Origin of the sequence: Micromonospora sp. DT15 (genome assembly GCF_049841475.1) — a bacterium.
GTDB lineage: Bacteria > Actinomycetota > Actinomycetes > Mycobacteriales > Micromonosporaceae > Micromonospora.
In genome coordinates this window covers 388772-409105 of record NZ_JBNCKJ010000004.1, presented here as the reverse complement: position 1 = coordinate 409105, position 20334 = coordinate 388772, and the positions used below count along the sequence as shown (strand labels likewise).

Annotated in this window: 19 protein-coding genes, 1 tRNA gene and 1 pseudogene; 8 read left to right on the top strand and 13 right to left on the bottom strand. The window is 68.9% G+C overall.

All coding sequences use genetic code 11. From position 1 onward, the window contains the following. Positions 1-73: 73 nt before the first annotated feature. On the bottom strand, positions 74-1585 hold the full coding sequence (rpsA, locus tag ACLQ3F_RS12115; protein ID WP_091407939.1) for a 30S ribosomal protein S1: 1512 nt from the start codon (positions 1583-1585) through the stop codon (positions 74-76). Between the two features lie 506 nt (positions 1586-2091). Between rpsA and ACLQ3F_RS12110 the strand changes: the two genes are divergently transcribed. The 4 genes and pseudogenes from ACLQ3F_RS12110 to ACLQ3F_RS12095 all read left to right on the top strand — a co-directional run. Further along, on the top strand, positions 2092-2898 hold the full coding sequence (locus ACLQ3F_RS12110; protein ID WP_425848641.1) for a class I SAM-dependent methyltransferase: 807 nt from the start codon (positions 2092-2094) through the stop codon (positions 2896-2898). Positions 2899-3004: 106 nt separating this feature from the next. Beyond that, positions 3005-3556 carry a Uma2 family endonuclease gene (locus tag ACLQ3F_RS12105; protein ID WP_425848639.1) on the top strand — a complete coding sequence of 184 codons (552 nt, stop codon included), beginning with the start codon at positions 3005-3007 and terminating at the stop codon, positions 3554-3556. 36 nt (positions 3557-3592) lie between these two features. Further along, positions 3593-3805 (top strand): DUF2945 domain-containing protein, encoded by a 213-nt coding sequence (locus ACLQ3F_RS12100; RefSeq protein ID WP_357199453.1) that lies wholly within the window; start codon positions 3593-3595, stop codon positions 3803-3805. After that, positions 3798-4142 (top strand): annotated as a pseudogene (locus tag ACLQ3F_RS12095) (DUF3140 domain-containing protein); the annotation flags it as partial. The gene ACLQ3F_RS12100 and the pseudogene ACLQ3F_RS12095, both read left to right, overlap by 8 nt. Before the next feature lie 256 nt (positions 4143-4398). On the opposite strand, the gene polA reads toward ACLQ3F_RS12095, so the two are convergent. The 11 genes from polA to ACLQ3F_RS12040 all read right to left on the bottom strand — a co-directional run bounded on the left by polA (position 4399) and on the right by ACLQ3F_RS12040 (position 16848). Further along, positions 4399-7098 carry a DNA polymerase I gene (gene polA, locus ACLQ3F_RS12090; protein WP_425848637.1) on the bottom strand — a complete coding sequence of 900 codons (2700 nt, stop codon included), beginning with the start codon at positions 7096-7098 and terminating at the stop codon, positions 4399-4401. 90 nt (positions 7099-7188) lie between these two features. Next, positions 7189-7995 (bottom strand): amino acid ABC transporter ATP-binding protein, encoded by an 807-nt coding sequence (locus tag ACLQ3F_RS12085; RefSeq protein ID WP_355007594.1) that lies wholly within the window; start codon positions 7993-7995, stop codon positions 7189-7191. Beyond that, positions 7992-8972, bottom strand: a complete 981-nt coding sequence (locus ACLQ3F_RS12080) for an amino acid ABC transporter permease (RefSeq protein WP_425848634.1) — start codon at positions 8970-8972, stop codon at positions 7992-7994. The genes ACLQ3F_RS12085 and ACLQ3F_RS12080 overlap by 4 nt, the downstream gene beginning before the upstream one ends. Positions 8973-8975: 3 nt before the next feature. After that, positions 8976-9887, bottom strand: coding sequence for an ABC transporter substrate-binding protein (locus tag ACLQ3F_RS12075; RefSeq protein WP_357199459.1), 912 nt, complete (start codon positions 9885-9887; stop codon positions 8976-8978). Between the two features lie 35 nt (positions 9888-9922). Beyond that, a complete protein-coding gene (locus tag ACLQ3F_RS12070) occupies positions 9923-10633 on the bottom strand; it encodes an ABC transporter ATP-binding protein (protein ID WP_355007597.1) in 711 nt (236 codons plus the stop codon). Continuing rightward, entirely contained in the window at positions 10623-11468 is an 846-nt protein-coding gene (locus ACLQ3F_RS12065) for an ABC transporter ATP-binding protein (protein ID WP_387354297.1), read from the bottom strand. The genes ACLQ3F_RS12070 and ACLQ3F_RS12065 overlap by 11 nt, the downstream gene beginning before the upstream one ends. Further along, positions 11461-12570, bottom strand: coding sequence for a branched-chain amino acid ABC transporter permease (locus ACLQ3F_RS12060; protein WP_091407909.1), 1110 nt, complete (start codon positions 12568-12570; stop codon positions 11461-11463). The genes ACLQ3F_RS12065 and ACLQ3F_RS12060 overlap by 8 nt, the downstream gene beginning before the upstream one ends. Then, positions 12567-13517 (bottom strand): branched-chain amino acid ABC transporter permease, encoded by a 951-nt coding sequence (locus ACLQ3F_RS12055; protein ID WP_091407906.1) that lies wholly within the window; start codon positions 13515-13517, stop codon positions 12567-12569. The genes ACLQ3F_RS12060 and ACLQ3F_RS12055 overlap by 4 nt, the downstream gene beginning before the upstream one ends. A 109-nt stretch (positions 13518-13626) precedes the next feature. Continuing rightward, the gene (locus ACLQ3F_RS12050) at positions 13627-14787 is read right to left on the bottom strand and encodes a branched-chain amino acid ABC transporter substrate-binding protein (protein WP_425848632.1); all 1161 of its coding nucleotides are present in this window, start codon (positions 14785-14787) and stop codon (positions 13627-13629) included. A 257-nt stretch (positions 14788-15044) separates the two neighbouring features. Further along, a complete protein-coding gene (locus ACLQ3F_RS12045) occupies positions 15045-16214 on the bottom strand; it encodes a hypothetical protein (protein ID WP_425848629.1) in 1170 nt (389 codons plus the stop codon). 13 nt (positions 16215-16227) lie between these two features. Next, on the bottom strand, positions 16228-16848 hold the full coding sequence (locus ACLQ3F_RS12040; RefSeq protein ID WP_091408093.1) for an ANTAR domain-containing response regulator: 621 nt from the start codon (positions 16846-16848) through the stop codon (positions 16228-16230). An 83-nt stretch (positions 16849-16931) separates the two neighbouring features. Between ACLQ3F_RS12040 and ACLQ3F_RS12035 the strand changes: the two genes are divergently transcribed. The 3 genes from ACLQ3F_RS12035 (at position 16932) to ACLQ3F_RS12025 (ending at position 18537) form a co-directional block, all read left to right on the top strand. Further along, positions 16932-17014, top strand: a tRNA-Leu gene (locus ACLQ3F_RS12035). A gap of 31 nt (positions 17015-17045) precedes the next feature. Beyond that, on the top strand, positions 17046-17795 hold the full coding sequence (locus ACLQ3F_RS12030) for a transcriptional regulator (RefSeq protein ID WP_425848627.1): 750 nt from the start codon (positions 17046-17048) through the stop codon (positions 17793-17795). A gap of 91 nt (positions 17796-17886) precedes the next feature. Beyond that, a complete protein-coding gene (locus tag ACLQ3F_RS12025; RefSeq protein ID WP_425848626.1) occupies positions 17887-18537 on the top strand; it encodes an NAD-dependent epimerase/dehydratase family protein in 651 nt (216 codons plus the stop codon). A gap of 3 nt (positions 18538-18540) precedes the next feature. On the opposite strand, the gene ACLQ3F_RS12020 is transcribed toward ACLQ3F_RS12025, so the two are convergent. Then, positions 18541-19692 carry a trans-sulfuration enzyme family protein gene (locus ACLQ3F_RS12020; RefSeq protein ID WP_425848740.1) on the bottom strand — a complete coding sequence of 384 codons (1152 nt, stop codon included), beginning with the start codon at positions 19690-19692 and terminating at the stop codon, positions 18541-18543. A 111-nt stretch (positions 19693-19803) separates the two neighbouring features. Here ACLQ3F_RS12020 and ACLQ3F_RS12015 point away from each other — a divergent pair, with 111 nt between their 5' ends. Continuing rightward, on the top strand, positions 19804-20283 hold the full coding sequence (locus ACLQ3F_RS12015; RefSeq protein WP_357199477.1) for an Lrp/AsnC family transcriptional regulator: 480 nt from the start codon (positions 19804-19806) through the stop codon (positions 20281-20283). Positions 20284-20334: the final 51 nt, after the last annotated feature.

The following is a 20334-nucleotide window of genomic DNA, read 5'->3' as shown; positions in this document are numbered from 1 at the left end:
CGCGGATACGGCGAGGGCCCCGCCCCCAGCGATCCGGAGATCGCGGGGACGGGGCCCGTCGTCGTTCAGCGGGTCACTTACCGCCGGCGAGCTTCTCCCGCAGTGCGGCGAGCGCCTCGTCGGTGGCCAGCGTGCCGGCCGGCTCCTCGGCCTGCCGGCTCGGGGCCGGGCTGGACGAGGAGGTGGTGCCACCGCCACCGCCGCCGGCAGCGGCCGGAACGGCCGGAGTCGGGTTGGCGGCAGCCTCGGCGTCGGCGGCCCGAGAGGTCTGCACCTGCTTGGTGTGGGCCTCCCAGCGCAGACGAGCCTCGGCGTACTGGTTCTCCCAGGTCTCGCGCTGCTTGTCGTACCCCTCGAGCCACTCGCCCGTCTCCGGGTCGAAGCCCTCGGGGTAGATGTAGTTGCCCTCGGTGTCGTACGTCGCGGCCATGCCGTAGAGGGTCGGGTCGAAGTGCTCCTCGCCCTCGACGAAGCCCTCGTTGGCCTGCTTGAGCGACAGCGAGATCCGGCGACGCTCCAGGTCGATGTCGATGACCTTGACCATGACCTCGGAGCCAACCTGGACGACCTGCTCCGGGATCTCCACGTGGCGCTCGGCCAGCTCGGAGATGTGGACCAGACCCTCGATGCCGTCGTCCACGCGGACGAACGCACCGAACGGAACCAGCTTGGTGACCTTACCCGGCACGATCTGCTGGATCGCGTGGGTGCGGGCGAACTGCCGCCACGGGTCTTCCTGGGTCGCCTTCAGCGACAGCGAGACCCGCTCGCGGTCCAGGTCGACGTCCAGGACCTCGACCTCGACCTCCTGGCCGACCTCGACGACCTCGGACGGGTGGTCGATGTGCTTCCAGGACAGCTCGGAGACGTGCACCAGACCGTCGACGCCGCCCAGGTCCACGAAGGCGCCGAAGTTGACGATCGAGGACACGACGCCCTTGCGGACCTGGCCCTTCTGCAGCTTGTTGAGGAACTCGGTGCGCACCTCGGACTGCGTCTGCTCCAGCCAGGCCCGGCGGGACAGGACCACGTTGTTGCGGTTCTTGTCCAGCTCGATGATCTTGGCTTCGAGCTCCCGCCCGACGTACGGCTGCAGGTCGCGCACACGACGCATCTCGACCAGGGACGCGGGCAGGAAGCCGCGCAGCCCGATGTCGAGGATGAGGCCGCCCTTGACCACCTCGATGACCGAACCGCGGACGACGCCGTCCTCGTCCTTGATCTTCTCGATCGTGCCCCAGGCCCGCTCGTACTGTGCCCGCTTCTTGGAGAGGATCAGACGACCCTCCTTGTCCTCCTTCTGGAGGACCAGGGCCTCGATGTGGTCGCCAACCGTCACAACCTCGGCGGGGTCCACGTCGTGCTTGATCGACAACTCCCGAGAGGGGATGACACCCTCGGTCTTGTAGCCGATGTCGAGCAGGACCTCGTCCCGATCGACCTTGACGACGGTGCCTTCGACAATGTCGCCGTCGTTGAAGTACTTGATGGTCTCGTCGATCGCGGCGAGGAATGCCTCCTCGGAACCGAGATCGTCGTGGGTGACCCGGGTGGCGCTCGAGGGGGCCTCGATGCTGCTCGTCATGTGGGCGGTTGCTCCGGTCGGTGGGTTGTCACAGCAGGCTGGTGTGTCGCAGTGACCTGTTCGCGCCAGCGGATCCGTCGCCGGGCACACCGAACGATCGCCTAGTGAGATCATGATGTGGCTCCGTCGACCGCGCACCTGCTCCCTGCCGAGGCAACGCGATCCGCGAGCGCATCGTCTAGCCTACCGTGCGCATTACCACAGCGTGCAAGCCCTCCCGGGTTCTCTTCGTGCGATGACCTGCGAAAGCCGAACAATCGCCCGGAAAACACCGCTGCTGTCTCCTGCGTCACAGCAGCCCCTCCCGCCCCGTCGGCGCGCACCACGGGCCGCGCTTGGTCGCCCCGGCTCCCCGGGTATCGCTGCGGCCCGCCGGCACGGTTGAAGCGGCTCGGACACCGCGACGTCACCGAAGCCGGGTCGATCAAGCCCAGCGCGCGAGGAGTCGCGCAGATCCTGGACGCGCCGCCGTGCCCAATGGGCTGGGTGGGGCCTAGCGTGAGCGCGTGGATGACGACAGCCGGGTTACCCGGCGCCGGGTGGGTGACGCCGAGGCCCGGCGCGCCAACCGCGGCTGGTGGGACACCGACGCCGACGACTACCAGGCCGAACACGGTGCGTTCCTCGGCGACGTGGACTTCGTGTGGTGCCCCGAGGGCCTGCGCGAGGCCGACGCCCGGCTGCTCGGCGACGTGTCGGGGCGGCGGGTGCTGGAGGTGGGCGCCGGCGCCGCGGCCGCCGCCCGCTGGCTCGCCACCCAGGGCGCCCGGCCGGTCGCCTTCGACCTGTCCGCCGGCATGTTGCGGCACGCCGCCGAGGCCGCCGACCGCACCGGGGTACGCGTACCGCTGGTGCAGGCCGACGCGCTCGCCCTGCCGTTCGCCGACCGGTCGTTCGACGTCGCCTGTACCGCGTTCGGCGCGATCCCGTTCGTGGACGACTCGGCGGCGCTGCTCGCCGAGGTGTACCGGGTGCTGCGCCCGGGTGGCCGGTGGGTGTTCTCGGTGACCCACCCGATGCGGTGGATCTTCCTCGACGACCCCGGCGAGGGCGGCCTGACGGCCGTGCACTCGTACTTCGACCGCTCCCCGTACGTCGAGCAGGACGAGACCGGCGTGGCCACCTACGTCGAGCAGCACCGCACACTCGGTGACCGGATCCGTGAGCTGGTCGGTGCCGGGTTCCGGCTGTTGGACCTGGTGGAGCCGGAGTGGCCGGAGGGACACGAGGGGATCTGGGGGCAGTGGAGCCCGCTGCGCGGACGACTCTTCCCCGGCACCGCCATCTTCGTCACCGAGAAGCCCGCCGACTGAGCGCCGCACCCGTTGTCCGCCGTGCGAGCCATCGACCGCCGGTAGGCTCGTGCCCATGAGCGCCGAGCCCGTCCCGACATCACCTGGCCCCTGGTGTCCGGATCCGATGCGGCAGCAGCGTGCCGACTACACGCTGGAGGACCTGCTCACCTTGCCGGACGACGCCCCCCGCGTCGAACTCGTCGACGGAGTTATCCAGGTGACACCCTCCCCAACCCTGGGCCATCAGAACATTTCCAGCCTGCTTTGGCTCTGGTTGCACAACCGCGCGCCGCGACACCTGGGCGCCGCCCAGGCCATCGGTGTCAGGCTCAGCCACAACACGAGCCGGCAGCCCGACGTGCTGTTGCACCGTGCCGGCGTGAAGTCCGTCCAATCCATCCTGCGGCCGTCAGACGTCCTGCTCGCCGTGGAAATCGTCTCGCCGGGAACGCGACGGATCGACCGGTTCGCGAAACCGGGTGAGTACGCCGCCGCGGGCATCCCGTTCTACTGGCGAATCGAGCAGGACCCGGTGCACGTGTACGCGTACCGGATCGGCGATCGGGTGGGGCCGGGCGGTGAGCGGCAGTACGAGCTGGTCGCCGACGGTGCCGACGTGATCGAGTTGGCTGAGCCGTTCGACATCAAGCTGCCGGTCGCCGAGATCACGCCGTAGCCGTTTCACCCCAGCCGGGTCGGGTAGCCGAGGACCATGGCCGAACCGAGATTTCACAAGGGCGACCATGTCTCCTGGTCGGCCCACGGCAGCCGCGCGTACGGCGTGGTGCAGGAGACGATCACCGAGCGGACCAGGGTCAGCGGGCGGGCGGTGAACGCGGCCCCCGACGACCCGCAGTACCGGGTCCGCAGTGACGGCACGGGCCGCGACGTGGCCCACCGCCCCGGGGCGCTGCGCCATGAGTAAGAGTGACGAGGGCCGGGACACCTACCGGGAGTTCACCCAGGCGGTGAACATGAAGCCCGGCGAGCTGTCCACGTGGCTGGAGACCGACGAGTCGAAGCAGGTCGGCTGGCACAAGGGCGGTCGTGCGGGTGGTGGCGAGTCCGTCGGGCACGAGTCCGGCCGGAAGATCATCAACTTGCTCCGTCGCAAACGCGGCGATCTGTCCGAGGGCGACTACAAGCACATGCGCAAGGTCGTCGGCTACGTACGCCGGCACATGGCGCAGCGCCCCTCCGGCAACGTCCGCGACACCAAGTGGCGCTGGTCGCTCATGAACTGGGGCCACGACCCCATGAAGTAGCCGGTCAGCGCGTCGCACGATCAGCGCAACGTCGGTGGCGTTGGTCGCTCAGAACGCCACGATCGCACTGTCCCCGACTTGCGCAGATCGTGAAATAGCGCCCGTCGGCGAGTGCCAACCACGCCAGCTGCCGCGACCAGGTCAGGGGTTCCGGGGCAGCCCGACCCACGCAGGGATCAAGCCTGACCGCCCGGAGTGGGTCGGGCTGCCCCGGAACCCCGCACCGCAACCCCCACCACCGCCAGCACAAAGATCAGTGATCGGCGCTGTTCCAGTCCCGGCCCAGACCGACCGACACCTCCAGCGGCACCGACAACGGGTGAGCCTCGCCCATCTCCCGCCGGACCAGGGCCTCCAACGCCTCCCGCTCACCCGGCGCGACCTCGAAGACCAACTCGTCGTGCACCTGCAACAGCATCCGTGAGCCCAGCCCAGCCTCGCGGAGCGCGGTGTCGACGTGCAGCATCGCCACCTTGATGATGTCGGCGGCGGAGCCCTGGATGGGGGCGTTGAGCGCCATCCGCTCCGCGATGTCACGGCGCTGCCGGTTGTCGCTGACCAGGTCGGGCAGGTAGCGACGTCGGCCGAGGATGGTGGAGGTGTAGCCGTCCTGGCGGGCCCGGGCGACCACCTGCTGGAGGTAGTCGCGCACCCCACCGAAGCCGGCGAAGTAGTTCTCCATCAGCCCGCGCGCCTCTTCGGTGCTGATGCTGAGCTGTTGGGACAGGCCGAAGGCGCTCAGGCCGTACGCCAGGCCGTAGTTCATGGCCTTGATCTTGCGGCGCTGGTCGGGGGTGACCTCGCCGAGCGGCACCCCGAAGACCGACGAGGCGGTGGCGGCGTGGAAGTCGGCGCCGGAGTTGAACGCGTCGATCAGCGCGTCGTCCGAGCTGAGGTGCGCCATGATGCGCATCTCGATCTGGCTGTAGTCGGCGGTGAGCAGAGACTCGTAGCCGTCTCCCACCACGAAGGCCCGACGGATCCGACGGCCCTCCTCGGTGCGGATCGGGATGTTCTGCAGGTTGGGCTCGGTGGAGGAGAGCCGACCGGTGGCCGCCACGGTCTGGTTGAAGGTGGTGTGGATCCGGCCGTCGTCGGAGACCGACTTCAGCAGCCCGTCGACTGTCGACTTGAGCTTGGCAACGTCGCGGTGACGCAGCAGGTGGGCCAGCACCGGGTGCGGCTGCTGCGCGTAGAGCCACTGCAGAGCGTCGGCGTCGGTGGTGTAGCCCGTCTTGATCTTCTTGGTCTTCGGCAGACCCAGTTCGGTGAAGAGGATCTCCTGCAGCTGCTTGGGCGAGCCGAGGTTGAACTCCCGACCCACCGCCTCGTACGCGCCCTGCGCGGCGGCCTTCACCTCGGCGGCGAAGTGGGCCTCCAGCTCGGAGAGATAGTCGGTGTCGGCGGCGATGCCGGTGCTCTCCATGGTGGCCAGCACCCGCATCAGCGGCAGCTCCACGCCGGCCATCAGCCGGGCCGACTGCTCGCCGTCGCGGGACAGCTCGGCGTCGATCGCGTCGGCCAGGTCGAGGGTGGCGCGGGCCTGGAGCATCAGGTTCTGCTCGACCACCCCTTCGTCCCCGAGGCCGTCGAGGGTGAGCTGGCCGGACTCCGGGACGTCCACCCGCAGCTCCCGGTGCAGGTAGCGCAGCGCCAGGTCGGTCAGGTCGTAGGACCGCTGATCGGGGCGGGCCAGGTACGCGGCGATCTGGGTGTCCCGGACGATGCCGGCGAGATGCCAGCCGTGTGCGGCGCAGGCCAGCACAGCCGGCTTGCTGTCGTGCAGCACCTTGGGGCGCTGCTCGTCGGCCAACCAGCTGCCCAGGGCGCCCTCGTCGGTCGGGTCGAGCCTTGCCGGGTCGACCCAGGCCGCCGCGCCGCCGGCGGTGGCCAGCGCGAGACCGGTGATCGAGGCGGTGTGCCGGCGGTTGGGGCCGGTGTCGAGTTTGACCGCCAGCCCGACCGGGGTGCCGGTCGGGACGTGCGTGGTCAGCCACCCGGCCAGCGCGCCGGGCTCGGTGAGCACCTCGCCGGTGAGGTCGAAGCCGGACTCGGCCTCCGGCTCGACCGCCTCCAGATATTGGTAGAGGCGGTCGCGCAGGATGCGGAACTCCAGGGTGTCGAAGACCTGGTGCACCGCCTCCCGGTCCCAACCTGTCCAGCGGCTGTCCTCCGGGCGTAGCGGCAGATCCAGGTCGGAGACGAGGCGGTTGATCTCGTAGTTGCGGATCACGTCGGCGAGCCGCTCCCGCAGGCTGTCGCCGGCCTTGCCCTTGATCTCGTCGGCCCGGGCGATGACGCCCTCCACCCCGCCGTACGTGGTGATCCACTTGGCGGCGGTCTTCGGGCCGACGCCCGGGATGCCGGGCAGGTTGTCACTGGTCTCGCCGACCAGCGCGGCGAGGTCCCGGTACTGCTGTGGCGTAACGCCGTACTTCGCCTCGATCGCCGCGGGGTCCATCCGGGCCAGGTCGGAGACGCCCTTGCGCGGGTAGAGGACGGTGATCTGATCGTCGACCAGCTGGAACGCGTCGCGGTCACCGCTGCTGATCAGCACCGACATGCCCTGGTCGCGGGCTTGGCAGGCGAGGGTGGCGATGACGTCGTCGGCTTCGAAGCCCTCTTTCTCCACCACGGGGATCTGCAGGGCTGCCAGGACCTCCTTGACCAGGCTGACCTGGCCCTTGAAGTCGGTCGGGGTCTCGCTGCGGCCGGCCTTGTACTCCGCGTACTTGTCGGTGCGGAAGGAGTGGCGGGAGACGTCGAAGGCCACCACGATGTGGGTGGGCTGCTCGTCGCGCAACACGTTGATCAGCATTGAGGTGAACCCGTACACCGCGTTGGTCGGCTGCCCCGTCGTGGTGGAGAAGTTTTCCACGGGCAGGGCGAAAAACGCCCGATATGCCATGGAATGTCCGTCAACGAGAAGCAGGCGCGGCGTCGTAGCTGTCACGGCAGCGACTCTAGTCCGCCGCTACGACAGGACGGGACACCGGCACGACGCCCGGCGCGGCCGAACGGAACGGCCACGCCGGGCACCGACTCAGAGCACCTTGGCCAGGAATGCCTTCGTCCGGTCGTGCCGGGGGTTGGCGATCACCTCGCGCGGCGCGCCGGACTCCACCACCACACCGTCGTCCATGAACACCAGCGAGTCCCCGACCTCCCGGGCGAAGCCGATCTCATGGGTCACCACGATCATCGTCATGCCGTCGCGGGCAAGGTCCTTCATCACGTCGAGCACCTCGCCGACCAGCTCCGGGTCCAGCGCGCTGGTGGGCTCGTCGAAGAGCATCAGCTTCGGCTGCATCGCCAACGCCCGGGCGATGGCGACGCGCTGCTGCTGCCCGCCGGAGAGCTGCCCAGGGTAGTTGCCCAGCTTGTCGCCGAGCCCGACCCGCTCGAGCAGCGCGGCGGCCCGCTCCCGGGCGGCGGCCTTGCGCTCCCGGCCCAACAGCACCGGCGCCTCGGCGACGTTCTGCAGGGCGGTCATGTGCGGAAAGAGGTTGAACCGCTGGAACACCATGCCGATCGCGCGGCGCTGGGCGGCGATCTCCTTCTCCCGCATCTCGTGCAGCTTGCCACCGCGTTCCCGGTAGCCGATCAGGTCGCCGTCCACCCGGATCCGGCCAGCGTTGATCTTCTCCAGATGGTTGATGCAGCGCAGGAACGTCGACTTGCCCGAGCCGGAGGGCCCGAGCAGACAACAGACCTCGCCGCTGCGGACCTCCAGGTCGATGCCCTTGAGCACCTCCACCGGCCCGAACGACTTGTGCACCTGCTCGGCGCGGACCATCACGCCGTCGGCGGCCGTCTCCGCGGCCTCCGCCGATGTCGTCACCTGCGTCATAACCGACCCGCCTCGCTCGCGCTGCCGCCGGCCTCAGCGGTGATCCCGCGCAGTCTGATCTTGGCTTGGGCGCTCCTGCCGAACCCCTTGGAGAAGTGTCGCTCCAGGTAGTACTGCCCGACGAGCAGCACGCTGGTCAGCAGCAGGTACCACAGGCAGGCCGCCACGTACATCGGGAAGACCTGGAAGGTCCGGTTACCCACGGCCTTGAGCTGGAAGAACAGCTCGGTGGAGACCGGCACGAAGGCCACCAGCGAGGTGTCCTTGAGCATCGCGATGGTCTCGTTGCCGGTCGGCGGGATGATCACCCGCATCGCCTGCGGCAGCACGATCCGGCGCAGGATCTGGGTACGGCTCAGGCCCAGCGCCTGCGCCGCCTCGGTCTGCCCCTCGTCCACCGACTGGATCCCGGCCCGGACGATCTCGGCCATGTACGCCGCCTCGGAGAGCCCGAGCGCCAGCATGCCGGCGACGAATCCCGTGAGGATCTCCAGCGCGGAGAAGCCGAACAGACGTGCCTCGAAGTCGTCGACGCCGAAGAGCGCGCCGATCTGCCGATCGAACGGGAGGCCGAACTCGATCCGGGCCCAGAGGATGCCGAGGTTGCCGAAGAGGATCGCCAGCACCAGCCGGGGCACGGCCCGGAAGAACCAGGTGTACGCCCAGGAGACGCCCCGCAGGATCGGGTTCTCCGACAACCGCATGATGGCGACGACAACGCCGAGACTGACGCCGATCAGCATCGCGAGCACGGTCAGCGCGAGCGTGCCGCGCAGACCCTCCATGATCGGCGGCCGGAACATCTCGTCGACCATGAAAGCCCAGTTGAACGCCTTGTTCGTCACCAGCAGGTGGACGAACATGGCCACCAGCACCCCGATCACGGCGACCGCTACCCAACGCCCGGGATGCCGGACGGGCACGGCCTGGATGGGTTCCGGCCGCGCCCGTTCGGTTGTGTCCGTTTCCGACGACATGCGTCAGTTGGCGGGGTTCAGCGCCGAAGAGGTGATGGCGCCACCCTCGACGCCCCACTTCTTCAACGCGGTCTGGTACGAGCCGTCAGCGATGACCGCTTGGACGGCTTCCTTGAGCACCTCGGCGAAGGCGGTCTGGTCCTTCTTGACGGCGTAGCCGTACGGGGCGGACTCGTAGATGTCGCCGATCAGCTCCAGCGAGCCGTTGCTCTGCTTCACCGCGTACGCCCCGACCGGCGAGTCGGCCAGCATGGCGTCGTTCTTGCCGCTGAACACGGCGGCCGTGGCGTCGCTCTGCGCCTGGTACTGGTCGATGGCGATCGCCGGCTTGCCGCCGGTGGTGCACTTCTTCGACCGGGCGGTGATGTCGTCGAACTGCACGGTGCCGGTCTGCACGGCGATCTTCTTGCCGCAGGCGTTGTCAATGTCGATCTTGGCCGCGTTGCCGGCCTTGGTCACCCACTGAGTGCCGGCGGAGAAGTAGCTCACCATGTTGACGCTCTTGAGACGCTCGGCGTTGATCGTGAACGACGACACGCCGATCTCGTACTTGCCGGAGTCGACACCGGGCAGGATCGCGTCGAACGGCGACGACTCGTACTCGGCCTTGAGACCGAGCTTCTGCGCCACCGCGTTGAACAGCTCGACGTCGAAGCCGACCACCGTCTTGCCGTCGGCGTCGAGGAACTCCGCCGGGGCGTACGTCGAGTCGGTGCCGACCTTGATCACACCGTCGGACTTGATGGCGTCGGGCACCTTCCCGGCCAGCGCCGAGTCGGCCGCCGCCGTGACGGTCGGGCCGGCACCGGGTGAGCCGCTGTTCTCCTTCTCCCCACACGCCGTCAGCGAGAGGGCGATCAGCGCCGCACTGGCGGCGCCGAGCGCCGCCCGCCGGGCACCGTTGGTAATGAACATTTCTGCACTCCTTGCGTGAGGGGTGTGACGGCCGCTCAGGCCACGCCGAGGTATGCCTCTTTGACCGCCGGGTCGTGCAGCAGCTCGGCACCGGTTCCGGTCTTGACGATCCTGCCGGTCTCGAGCACGTACGCCCGGTGCGCTCGGGCCAGCGCCTGCTGCGCGTTCTGCTCCACCAGCAGGACGGTGGTGCCCTGCTCGTTGATCTCCTTGATGATGTCGAAGATCTGCTGGATCAGCATCGGCGCCAACCCCATCGAGGGCTCGTCGAGCAACAGCAGCTTGGGCCGGCTCATCAACGCCCTGCCGACGGCCAGCATCTGCTGCTCGCCGCCGGACAGGGTACCGCCGGCCTGCTTACGTCGCTCCGCCAGCCGGGGGAAGAGGTCGAGCACCCGGGCCAGGTCCTCGGCGATCCCGGCGCGGTCGCGCCGGGTGTACGCCCCCATGTCCAGATTCTCGAGCACCGACATGCCGGGGAAGATCCCCCGACCCTCGGGCGCCTGGCAGAGCCCTCGCCGGACTCGCAGGTCGGCTCGGAGCTTGGAGATGTCCTCACCCTCGAAGCGGATGCTGCCGGTGGCGATCGGCCGAATCCCGGAGATAGCCCGCATGGTGGTCGACTTCCCGGCGCCGTTGGCGCCGATCAGCGCGACGATCTCACCCTCGGCCACGGTCAGGCTGATGCCGTGCAACGCCTGGATCCGCCCGTAGAGCAGGCTCACATCGTCGATCTCAAGCAACATCGTCCGGCACCCCCAGGTACGCCGCGACCACCTTCGGGTTGTCCCGCACCTCGGCGGGCAGCCCTTCGGCGATCTTCTTTCCGAACTCCAGCACGACGATCCGGTCAGTGACGCCCATGACCAGGCGCATGTCGTGCTCGATCAGCAGCACGGTCACGCCGGTGTCCCGGACCTGCCGGATGAGCTGGAGCAGCTCCTCCTTCTCCGCCGGGTTGAAGCCGGCTGCCGGCTCGTCCAGGCAGAGCAGCACCGGATCGGTGGCCAGCGCCCGGGCGATCTCCAGCCGCCGCTGCTCCCCGTAGGAGAGGTTGCGGGCGAACTCGTGCAGCCGGTGCCGGATGCCGACGAACTCCAGCAGCCGCTCGGCCTTCTCCCGTCCCTCACGCTCCTCGCGCCGGTGCCGAGGCAACCGGAACAGAGCGGAGATCACGCTGGTCTTGTGGTGCGCGTCCGCGCCGACCTGGACGTTCTCCAGGGCGGTCATCTCCGGGAACAGGCGGATGTTCTGGAACGTCCGGGCCATACCCATCTGGGTGATCTGGTGGCGCTTCTTCCCGCTGATCTTGCCGCCACGGAACCGGATCTCACCCTTGGTGGGCTGGTAGATGCCGGTCATCGCGTTGAAGCAGGTGGTCTTGCCAGCGCCGTTCGGGCCGATCAGCCCGAGGATCTCCCCCTTGTAGAGGGTGAAGTTGACGTTGTCGAGCGCGACCACGCCGCCGAAGCGCAGCGTGACGTCGTCGACCTCCAGCAGCGGCTCCCGGTTGGGGACCGCCTCCACCGCCGGCGCGCCGGCCTGCGCCGGAACAGCCGGCGTCTGATCGGTGTCACTCACCGACGATCACCTCCTTGCGACGGTCTTTGAACTCCGCCGCCCGTCGTCGGTTCGGAATCAGGCCTTCCGGCCGGAAGATCATCATCACCACGAGGACCAGACCGAAGATCAGGAACCGGTACTCGTACAGCTCCACGCCGAACAGCTCGATGCCGCGGAACCGCTCGATCATGTACGCCACCAGGCCACCACCGACGATCGCGCCCACGATGTTGCCCGAACCACCGAAGATCACCGCCGCCAGGATGATGATCGAGTTGAGCAGCTCGAAGTTCTGCGAGTTGACGAAGTTCTGCTTACCCGCGAAGAGCGCGCCGGCCAGGCCGGCGATCGCGGCACCCGAGGCGAACGCCCAGAGCTTGAACTTGAACGTCGGCACACCCATCAGCTGCGCGGCGTCCTCGTCCTCCCGGATCGAGATCCAGGCCCGACCGACCCGACTGTGCGTCAGGTTCCGCACACCGATCACCACCAGGATGATCAGCGTGAGCACCAGCCAGTAGTACGGCCGGGCGTCCAACACGCCGAAGAACGGCTTGCCGTCGGCGTACTTGCCGGGCGGGTGCGGGATCTGGTTGAAGCCCCGCTGTCCCTTGAGGAACTCCGAGCTCACCGCGGCGATCCGGATCATCTCGGCGAAGCCGAGCGTCACGATCGCCAGGTAGTCACCGCGCAGACGCAGCGTCGGCGTACCGAGCATCACACCCGAGAGCATGGTCAGCCCGATCGCCAGCGGCACCACGAGCAGCCACGGCCAGAGCGTCTTGAGGTTGCTGCTCGGCGACGTCAGCACCGCGACGGTGTACGCGCCGACGGCGAAGAAGCCGAAGTAGCCCAGGTCGAGCAGGCCGGCGAAACCGACCACGATGTTCAACCCGACGGCCAGCAGCACGTAGATCGAGACGGTGAACAGCACCTGCGTGAAGTTCGCACCGGGGGTCGGGATCGGCCCGAGATACTGGTAGAACTCCCTGTTCGGCAGCGCGTAGAAGAACGCGATCACCGCGACCAGCAGCGCCCAGCGCACCCAGCGCGGCGCGCCACGCCACCGTTCTCCGGCCGCCTCGCGGCCGGAACGCACCCTCTCCAGGACGGTCGTCATGCCCGTGCCCTCCCCAGCGATTCGCCCAGCAGACCGGTCGGCCGGAACATCAGCAGCACCACCAACACCGCGAAGGCAGCGAAGTCCTTCCACTGACTGCCGAACAGACCGGCGGCGTAGTTCTCCACCACGCCCAGCAGCAGGCCACCGATCAGCGCGCCGCGCAGGTTGCCGATACCACCCAGCACCGCGGCGGTGAAGGCCTTGAGGCCCAGCAGGAAGCCGACGCTGTAGGTCAGGGTCTGGATCCGCACGTCGTACAGCAGACCGGCCACGCCGGCCATGGCACCACCGGTGATGAAGACCATCAGGATGATCCGGTCCTTGTTCACACCCATCAGCGCGGCGGTGTTGGCGTCCTGGGCCACGGCCCGGATACCCCGACCGGTACGGCTGCGGTTGATGAAGAGGTCCAGCAGGACCATCATCAGCAGCGCCGCGCCAATCGTCAGCAGCTGCACCGAGTCGATCGGCACGCCGAAGAGGTGGAACAGCGGCTTGCTGCTCACCAGGCTGGGCGCGCCCTCCGGCAGTCGGCGGGTCCAGATGCCGAAGGCCTCGGAAATCGCAATCGAGGCGCCGATCGCGGTGATCAGGAAGGCCAGCGGCGGGGCGTTGCGCTTACGCAACGGCCGGTACGCCACCCGCTCGATCACCGTCGCGGTGCCCGCCGAAGCGATGGCGGCGACGATCATCGCCACCAGCAGGTAGAACAGGATCGAGCCGATCCCGCTGACCTGTGAGTTCTGGTCGAGTCCAAAGCCGTTCCAGGTCCAGATCGCCGCGAACGCGCCGGCGATGAAGACCTCGGAGTGAGCGAAGTTGATGAGTCTCAGCACGCCGTAGACCAGCGTGTAGCCGAGCGCGACCAGGGCGTAGATCGCGCCCTGGGTCAGGCCGGTCGTGGTGAGTTCTCCGAAGTTGGAGAACAGTCCATTGAAGTCCAAGGGAGGGACGCTCCATCAGGTCTGGAGAGAAAAATGGGGCGCGGCCGGGAGCGAGCAGCTCCCGGCCGCACCCGCGATCACAACTCAATCGCCGTAGCAGCGACCAACATCAGGACTTGGGGATCTCCTGGTCCGGGACAACCTTGCCGCCCGTGACCTTGAAGGCCCAGACCTTGACCTGTGCCGGGTCCAGCTCGCCGGTCTCGGTGAACTTGTAGCTCGCCGCGACACCCTCGCCGCTGTAGCCCTTCACGAACTCCAGCAGGCCCTCACGGGTGGTCTTGCCAGCCTTGATGCCGGCCAGCAGGATGTTCGCCGCGTCGTAGGCGGTGTCGCTGTAGGTGCCCGGGTCGGTGCCGTGGAGCGCCTTGAACTCCTGCACGAACGTGCCCCGGGCCTCGGCGGCCGGCTGGCACGGGCAGGTGAGGATGGTGCCCTCGGCTGCCGCCTGACCGGCGGAGGTGATGTACGCACCGTCGTTGACGCCGTCGCCGGCGACCAGCGGCGCGGTGACCCCGGCAGCGGTGAGCTGCTTACGGATCAGGCCGGCCTCCTGGTAGTAACCGCCGTAGAAGATCGCCTTCACGTTGGCGGCCTTGACCTTGGTGACCACACCGGAGAACTCGACCTGCTTGCCCTCGCCCTGGACCTTGTCCGAGCCGACGACCGTCGAGCCGAGGACCTTCTTGACCTCGTCGGCCAGGCCGGCGCCGTACGCGGACTGGTCGTCGATGACGTAGACCTTGTCGGCCTTCATCACGTTCTTAATGTAGTTGCCGGCCGCCGGGCCCTGGCTGAAGTCGTTGCCGACCGCGCGGAAGAAGGTCTTCCACTTCTGGTCGGCCAGGCTGGGCCGGGTCGCGGACGGGGTGATGGTCACCAGGCCGGCCTCGTTGAACAGCGGGCCGGCCGCCTCGGACTCACCCGAGTACGCCGGGCCGACGATGCCAAGGATCTTGGTGTCGTCGATCGCCTTCTGCGCCAGACCAGGCGCCTGGTCGGGGCTGCCCTGCGAGTCCAGGGCGGCCAGCTCGACCTTGCAGTCGGCGTTTTCCTTGTTGTACTTGTCGACGGCGAGCTTGACACCGTTGTTTTCGTTGATGCCGAGCGCGGCCGAGCTGCCGGTCAGCGCGCCGAAGAACGCGATCTTGCTGCCGCAGGCGTCACCGCCGCCGCCTGCCGAATCGTCGCCACTGGAGCATGCGGTTCCGCCGGCGACGAGCGCCACCATGGCGACCCCACCGATAACGCGCGCGAGCTTTTGCCTCAAGGCCCGAACCCTCCTCGTCCCATGGTCCGAACCACCCGCTGGCTATTGGCCCTTGCGGGGGCGGACGAACCAGACCGTCGTCGCCGGTCTGGGGCCGGACGTTATCCCACCGTGGAGCTGTGACGTAAGCCCCAAGCGAGCGGGTTGACCGAACCGTTACACGCCGTGGCGGATTGGAAACGATCCCTGTAAGAACCTTCGGTTGTGAAGCTTTTTCACCTTCGTTTCGTCGGCGCCGGCCAAAGGGCTTCCATCAGCTACCGATCAAGGTCCGACACCCCGGCCCACCAGGCACGCGACGTTTTACCATCGTCGGTCACCAACAGCAGTCGATCTCCAGTCGAGGTCACCGAGACCGCAGTATCTCCGCTGTCCGGTACGGACCGCGGCATGCTCACCGCCCGCCACGACTCGCCCATATCGACCGAGAGCCACAGTGCGTGACGGTCCCCGTCCCTCGTCACCGCCACCAACCTCTGCCCGACGGCCACCAGCCCGGCCGCCGACGCCACACCTGGTCCGACCGCCCCGAACCCGCCCGCCGGCCGCCAGCCCTGCGCCGTCAGCCGCCAACTGCCGAATCCAGCCCGCACCGGCCCGACCGCCACCGGTACGCCGCCAGCCACTGCCACCCGTTGCGCCTGCCCCCGCCCATCCACCACCGGCAGGGCAGCCCGTCGCCAACTCCGGCCGTCCGCCGACGACCAGGCCAGCGGCACCAGCGCCGTACCCCCGGGCGGCAGCAACGAACCCACCATCAGCCAACCCGACGGCACGGCGACCGCGTCGTACGCCGCCGTCCGCCCCCGCTCGTCACCAGCCAGCTCCGGCGCGCCCTCCACCAGCGCGAACGCGGCCGCGTCCGGGGAGATCCAGACCGCCGCACCGTCGATCCGACTACCGGCGATCAACCAGCCCCGCGGCCCCGCCGCCAACCGGGCCACGTTGACCGCCCGCGGCCCGGCGTACCGCTCGAAGGGCGCGTCCACCTCCTGCAGCGTGCCGTCCGACGCCTGCCTCCAGGTGCCGGTGCGGGGATTGCCGTGCGCACCCCCGTTCTTCGCCCCGACCGCCGCCAACCGTCCGTCCCGGCAGGCCGCCGCGGAGAGCACGTGCTGTCGGCCGTAGAACGTCACCGACGCCAGCGGCAGCGGCACCCAGGAACTGGCGTCCGGGCTGGTCCAGGCGGCCGGGTGGGTCTCCCCGGCCGGATCGACCACACCCCCGACCACGTACCACCGGCCCGCACAGGCCGTGGCGTCGCGCAGCACCGGTCGACCCAGCACACCCGGCGCGTCCGGCAGGACCACCGACTGCCAGGCCGGCCGGACCGGCAACGGCTCCGGACAGTCGGGACAGGCCGAGGACCCACAGGCCGCCACCAACACGGCGAGAACGCCGAGCGCTGCCCCCATCCGCCTCGACACGGGTCGATGCCGGTCAGGGTGCCGGCAGAGTCACCTCGCCGCCGGCGGTCTCCGCGAGGATCCGCTCGGCAACCTCTTTCATGGTCATCCGGTGGTCCATCGCCGTGCGCTGGATCCACTTGAACGCCTGCGGCTCGGTCATCCCGTACGTGGTCATCAGCGCGCCCTTGGCGCGCTCCACCGACTTACGGATCTCCAGGCGGTCGGTCAGGCTCGCGACCTCCGCCTCCAGGGCCGCGACCTCCGAGTAACGCGACAGCGCGATCTCCACCGCCGGGACCAGGTCGCTCTTCTGGAAGGGCTTCACGAGGTACGCCATCGCGCCCGCCGCCCGCGCCCGCTCCACCAGATCGCGCTGGCTGAACGCGGTCAGGATGATCACCGGGGCGATCCGGGCGCCGGCGATGCGCTCGGCGGCGGCCAGCCCATCCATGATCGGCATCTTGATGTCGAGGATGACGAGGTCGGGCTTCAGCTCCTCGGCGAGGCGTACGGCTGTCTCGCCGTCACCGGCCTCCCCCACCACCTCGTAACCCTCTTCGACGAGCATCTCGGCGAGGTCCAGCCGGATCAGCGCCTCGTCCTCGGCGATCAGTACGCGCCTACGCTCGGCATCCGTCGGCGTCTCAGCCACCAGCCCTACCCCCACCATCGATCACTGCACGGCTACCACCCATGCTCCCGCATGAGAGTAGTCGGGTACAGTAGGCGCCACCCGCCGGGATGGTGGAACGGCATACACGGAAGTCTCAAACACTTCTGCCCGAAAGGGCTTGCGGGTTCGAATCCCGCTCCCGGCACTTTGTCATACACGTGTTCGACGATGTGGGCGTGCATCCACCGCAGATGCGGGCACAGGCCCGCGCCCTCCACGCTCGCGGACACAACATCCACGCAGTAGCTCGCACGCTCTCGCTGCCGTACGCGACCGTCTGGCACTGGTGTGTCGATCGACCGGAACCGGTGAAGCGCGGCACGGAGCTTCGGTGCTTCCGGTGCCGGTCGGATGTCGAGAATCCGACCGACCCCGCCGCCTACGCCTACCTGCTCGGTCTCTACCTGGGCGACGGTCATCTGGCCGTCTCACCGAAGGTCCCGGTGCTGCGGATTGCTTGTACGGCCACGTATCCGGATCTCATTGACGCGTGCGAGGCCGCCATGCTCGCGGTGCTCGCCGCGCGCGTTCAAAGGATCACCAAGCAGGGCTGCGTCTCGGTCGAAAGCAGTGGGGTGCACTGGCCCTGCCTCCTCCCGCAGCACGGTCCCGGCAAGAAGCACGAGCGACCCATCGTCCTCGCCGACTGGCAGCGACCGATCCTCGAACAGCACCCCGGCGACTTCCTGCGCGGGCTGTTCCACTCCGACGGCTGCCGCGTCGCCAACCGGGTCACGACGAGAGACCGGCTTTACATCTACCCGCGCTACATGTTCGTCAACGAGTCGGCCGACATCATGCGGCTCTGCCAGTGGAGCCTCGACCTGCTCGGCGTCACCTGGCGGATGAACCGACGCAACTCGCTGTCGGTGGCGCGGCGCGACGCAGTCACCACGTTGGACCGGCACGTCGGTCCCAAGTCCTGACCGGCACCGCGCACATCACGCCGCAGGTGGCAGCCTGGCTGACGCGCCTCCGGACGGCCGGTGGCGGTGGCGGCGACAGGGGTGCGATCTGATGCGGGTGGTTGTGTTCGGTGCGACCGGGATGGTCGGTCAGGGTGTGTTGCGCGAGTGCCTGCTCGCCGATGACGTGCGCGAGGTGCTGACTGTGGGTCGGCGGCCGACTGGTACGCGGGACCCGAAGCTGCGGGAGCTGACGGTCGCGGACGTGGGCGAGTTGGACGCGGTGCGGGCCGAGTTGACAGGTGTCGACGCGTGTTTCTACTGCCTCGGAGTGTCGTCACTGGGTCTGGACGAGGCCGCGTACACCCGGGTCAGCTACGACTACCCCCTCGCTGCGGCACGGTTGTTGGCCGAGGTGAGCCCGCAGGTCACATTCGTCTACGTCTCGGGGCAGGGGACCGACTCGTCGGGTCAGGGTCGGGTGATGTGGGCGCGGGTCAAGGGGCGTGCCGAGAACGCGATCATGGATCTGCTGCCCAACGGTTACGCGGCGCGGCCGGGGTTCATCCAGCCGACGTACGGGGCGGTGTCGAAGACGCGGTGGTACCGGCTCGGGTATGCGGTCACCCGCCCGCTGTTTCCGGTGCTGCGTCGGTTGCTGCCGAACCAGGTCACCACCACCGACGGGATCGGTCGGGCGATGTTGCGGGTGGCTCGGCAGGGTTCGCCGGTGCGGGTGTTGGGCAACCGCGAGCTGCGCTGACGGTCAGGCGATCGTGTCGAGGGCCTGGGCCAGGTCGGCGCGCAGGTCTTCGGGGTCTTCGAGGCCGACCGAGAGGCGCAGCAGCGCGGCGGCGGGTTTGGCGTCGCCTTCGACCGGCCGGTGGGTGAGGGAGGCGGGGTGCTGGATGAGGGTGTCGACGCCGCCGAGGGATACCGCGTGGGTGATGAGCCGGCAGGCACCGGCGACGGCGGCGGCAGCGGGCGCGCCGCCGCGTACCTCGAAGGCGAGCAGGCTGCCGGGTCCGGACATCTGCCGCCCGACCAGCGCCGCCGGGTCGTCCACCGAGGGGTGGTGCACCCGGTGTACGGCGGGGTGGTCGGCGAGCCAGCCGGCGAGTTTCTCGGCGGTTGCCTGTTGGGCGCGGACCCGCAGCGGCAGGGTTTGCAGGCCGCGGTGCAGCAGGTAGCCGCCGAGGGGGTGCAGGATCGCGCCGGTGACCGCGCGGACCTGGCGTAGGCGCACGGCCCAGGTGTCGTCGCAGGCGACGACGCCGGCGAGGACGTCGCCGTGTCCGCCGATGCTCTTGGTGGCGCTGTGCAGGACGAGGGTGGCGCCGTGCCGGGCGGGTTGTTGCAGTACGGGGGTGGCGACGGTGTTGTCGACAAGCAGTGGGATGTGGCCGGCCGCGGCGGCGAGGGCGGCGATGTCGACCAGGTCGAGGGTGGGGTTGGCGGGTGTCTCGACGATGACCAGTGCGGTGTCGGGGCGGATGGCGGTGGCGACCTCGTCGGGGCGCGTCCAGGTGACGGTGGTGCCGAGCAGGCCGGTGGCGAGGACGTGGTCGGTGCCGCCGTAGAGGGGTCGGACGGCGACGACGTGGCGGCGGTCGTCGCGGGTGGCGGCGAGCAGGGTGGCGGTGAGGGCGGCCATTCCGCTGGCGAAGGCAACGGCCTGGGTGGTGCCTTCCAGCTCGGCGAGGGCGGTTTCGAAGCGGGCGACGGTGGGGTTCCAGAGCCGTTGGTAGACGGCGCTGCCGTCGGCGGGGAGCGTGCCGCCGGTGGCGAGTTGTTCGTACGCGGTGCCGCCGTCGTCGACGGAGGGCAGCGGGTTGGTGGTTGACAGGTCGATGGGTGGTACGTGCACGCCGAGGGTGCGGAGGTCGTCGCGGCCGGCGTGTACGGCCCGGGTGTCCATCGGTGTCATGGTCGGTAGCGTCGAATATCTGCCGCCTGGTAGGCAATAGATTGGCATATCATTCTGCGAATCGGGTTGGTTTCCGCGTTGGGTTCGGGCGAGGATGGTGTCATGCCCCTTGAACCGAATGATCTGCGGCCGTATTCGGCGGTGGACGAGGTGGACCGCGCGATCCTGACCGAGTTGGCGGCGGACGGTCGACTGCCGAACAATGCCCTCGCCGAGCGGGTGGGTGTGGCGCCGTCGACGTGCCTGACGCGTACCCGGGCGCTGCGTGAGCGCGGCGCGATCCGTGGTTTTCACGCCGAGGTGGATCCGGCGGCGCTCGGTCTGCCGTTGCAGGCGTTGGTGTCGGTGCGGTTGACAGCGCACGAGCGGGCGGCGGTGGACGGGTTCCGGGCGCGGTCGGTGCGGCTGCCGGGGGTGGTGTCGGTGTTCCACGTGGCCGGCGCGGAGGATTACGTGCTGCATGTCCGGGCGGCGTCCGGTGACGCGTTGCGGGACTTCGTGCTGGACCATCTGGCGGTGGACCCGGTGGTGCAGCACACGCAGACCAGTCTGATCTTCGAGCAGGCGCGCGGGATGGGCTGAGCGGTAGGTGAGGTGGCCGACGAAAACCCGCATGGTGGAACAAAGCCGGTC

Coding starts and splice junctions, on each gene's coding strand:
- ACLQ3F_RS12015 (WP_357199477.1), top strand. CDS start 19,804: ATGCCCCTTGAACCGAATGATCTGCGGCCGTATTCGGCGGTGGACGAG.
- ACLQ3F_RS12060 (WP_091407909.1), bottom strand. CDS start 12,570: ATGACGACCGTCCTGGAGAGGGTGCGTTCCGGCCGCGAGGCGGCCGGA.
- ACLQ3F_RS12085 (WP_355007594.1), bottom strand. CDS start 7,995: ATGACGCAGGTGACGACATCGGCGGAGGCCGCGGAGACGGCCGCCGAC.
- ACLQ3F_RS12105 (WP_425848639.1), top strand. CDS start 3,005: ATGCGGCAGCAGCGTGCCGACTACACGCTGGAGGACCTGCTCACCTTG.
- ACLQ3F_RS12070 (WP_355007597.1), bottom strand. CDS start 10,633: ATGTTGCTTGAGATCGACGATGTGAGCCTGCTCTACGGGCGGATCCAG.
- rpsA (WP_091407939.1), bottom strand. CDS start 1,585: ATGACGAGCAGCATCGAGGCCCCCTCGAGCGCCACCCGGGTCACCCAC.
- ACLQ3F_RS12100 (WP_357199453.1), top strand. CDS start 3,593: ATGGCCGAACCGAGATTTCACAAGGGCGACCATGTCTCCTGGTCGGCC.
- ACLQ3F_RS12075 (WP_357199459.1), bottom strand. CDS start 9,887: ATGTTCATTACCAACGGTGCCCGGCGGGCGGCGCTCGGCGCCGCCAGT.
- ACLQ3F_RS12080 (WP_425848634.1), bottom strand. CDS start 8,972: ATGTCGTCGGAAACGGACACAACCGAACGGGCGCGGCCGGAACCCATC.
- ACLQ3F_RS12020 (WP_425848740.1), bottom strand. CDS start 19,692: ATGGACACCCGGGCCGTACACGCCGGCCGCGACGACCTCCGCACCCTC.
- ACLQ3F_RS12025 (WP_425848626.1), top strand. CDS start 17,887: ATGCGGGTGGTTGTGTTCGGTGCGACCGGGATGGTCGGTCAGGGTGTG.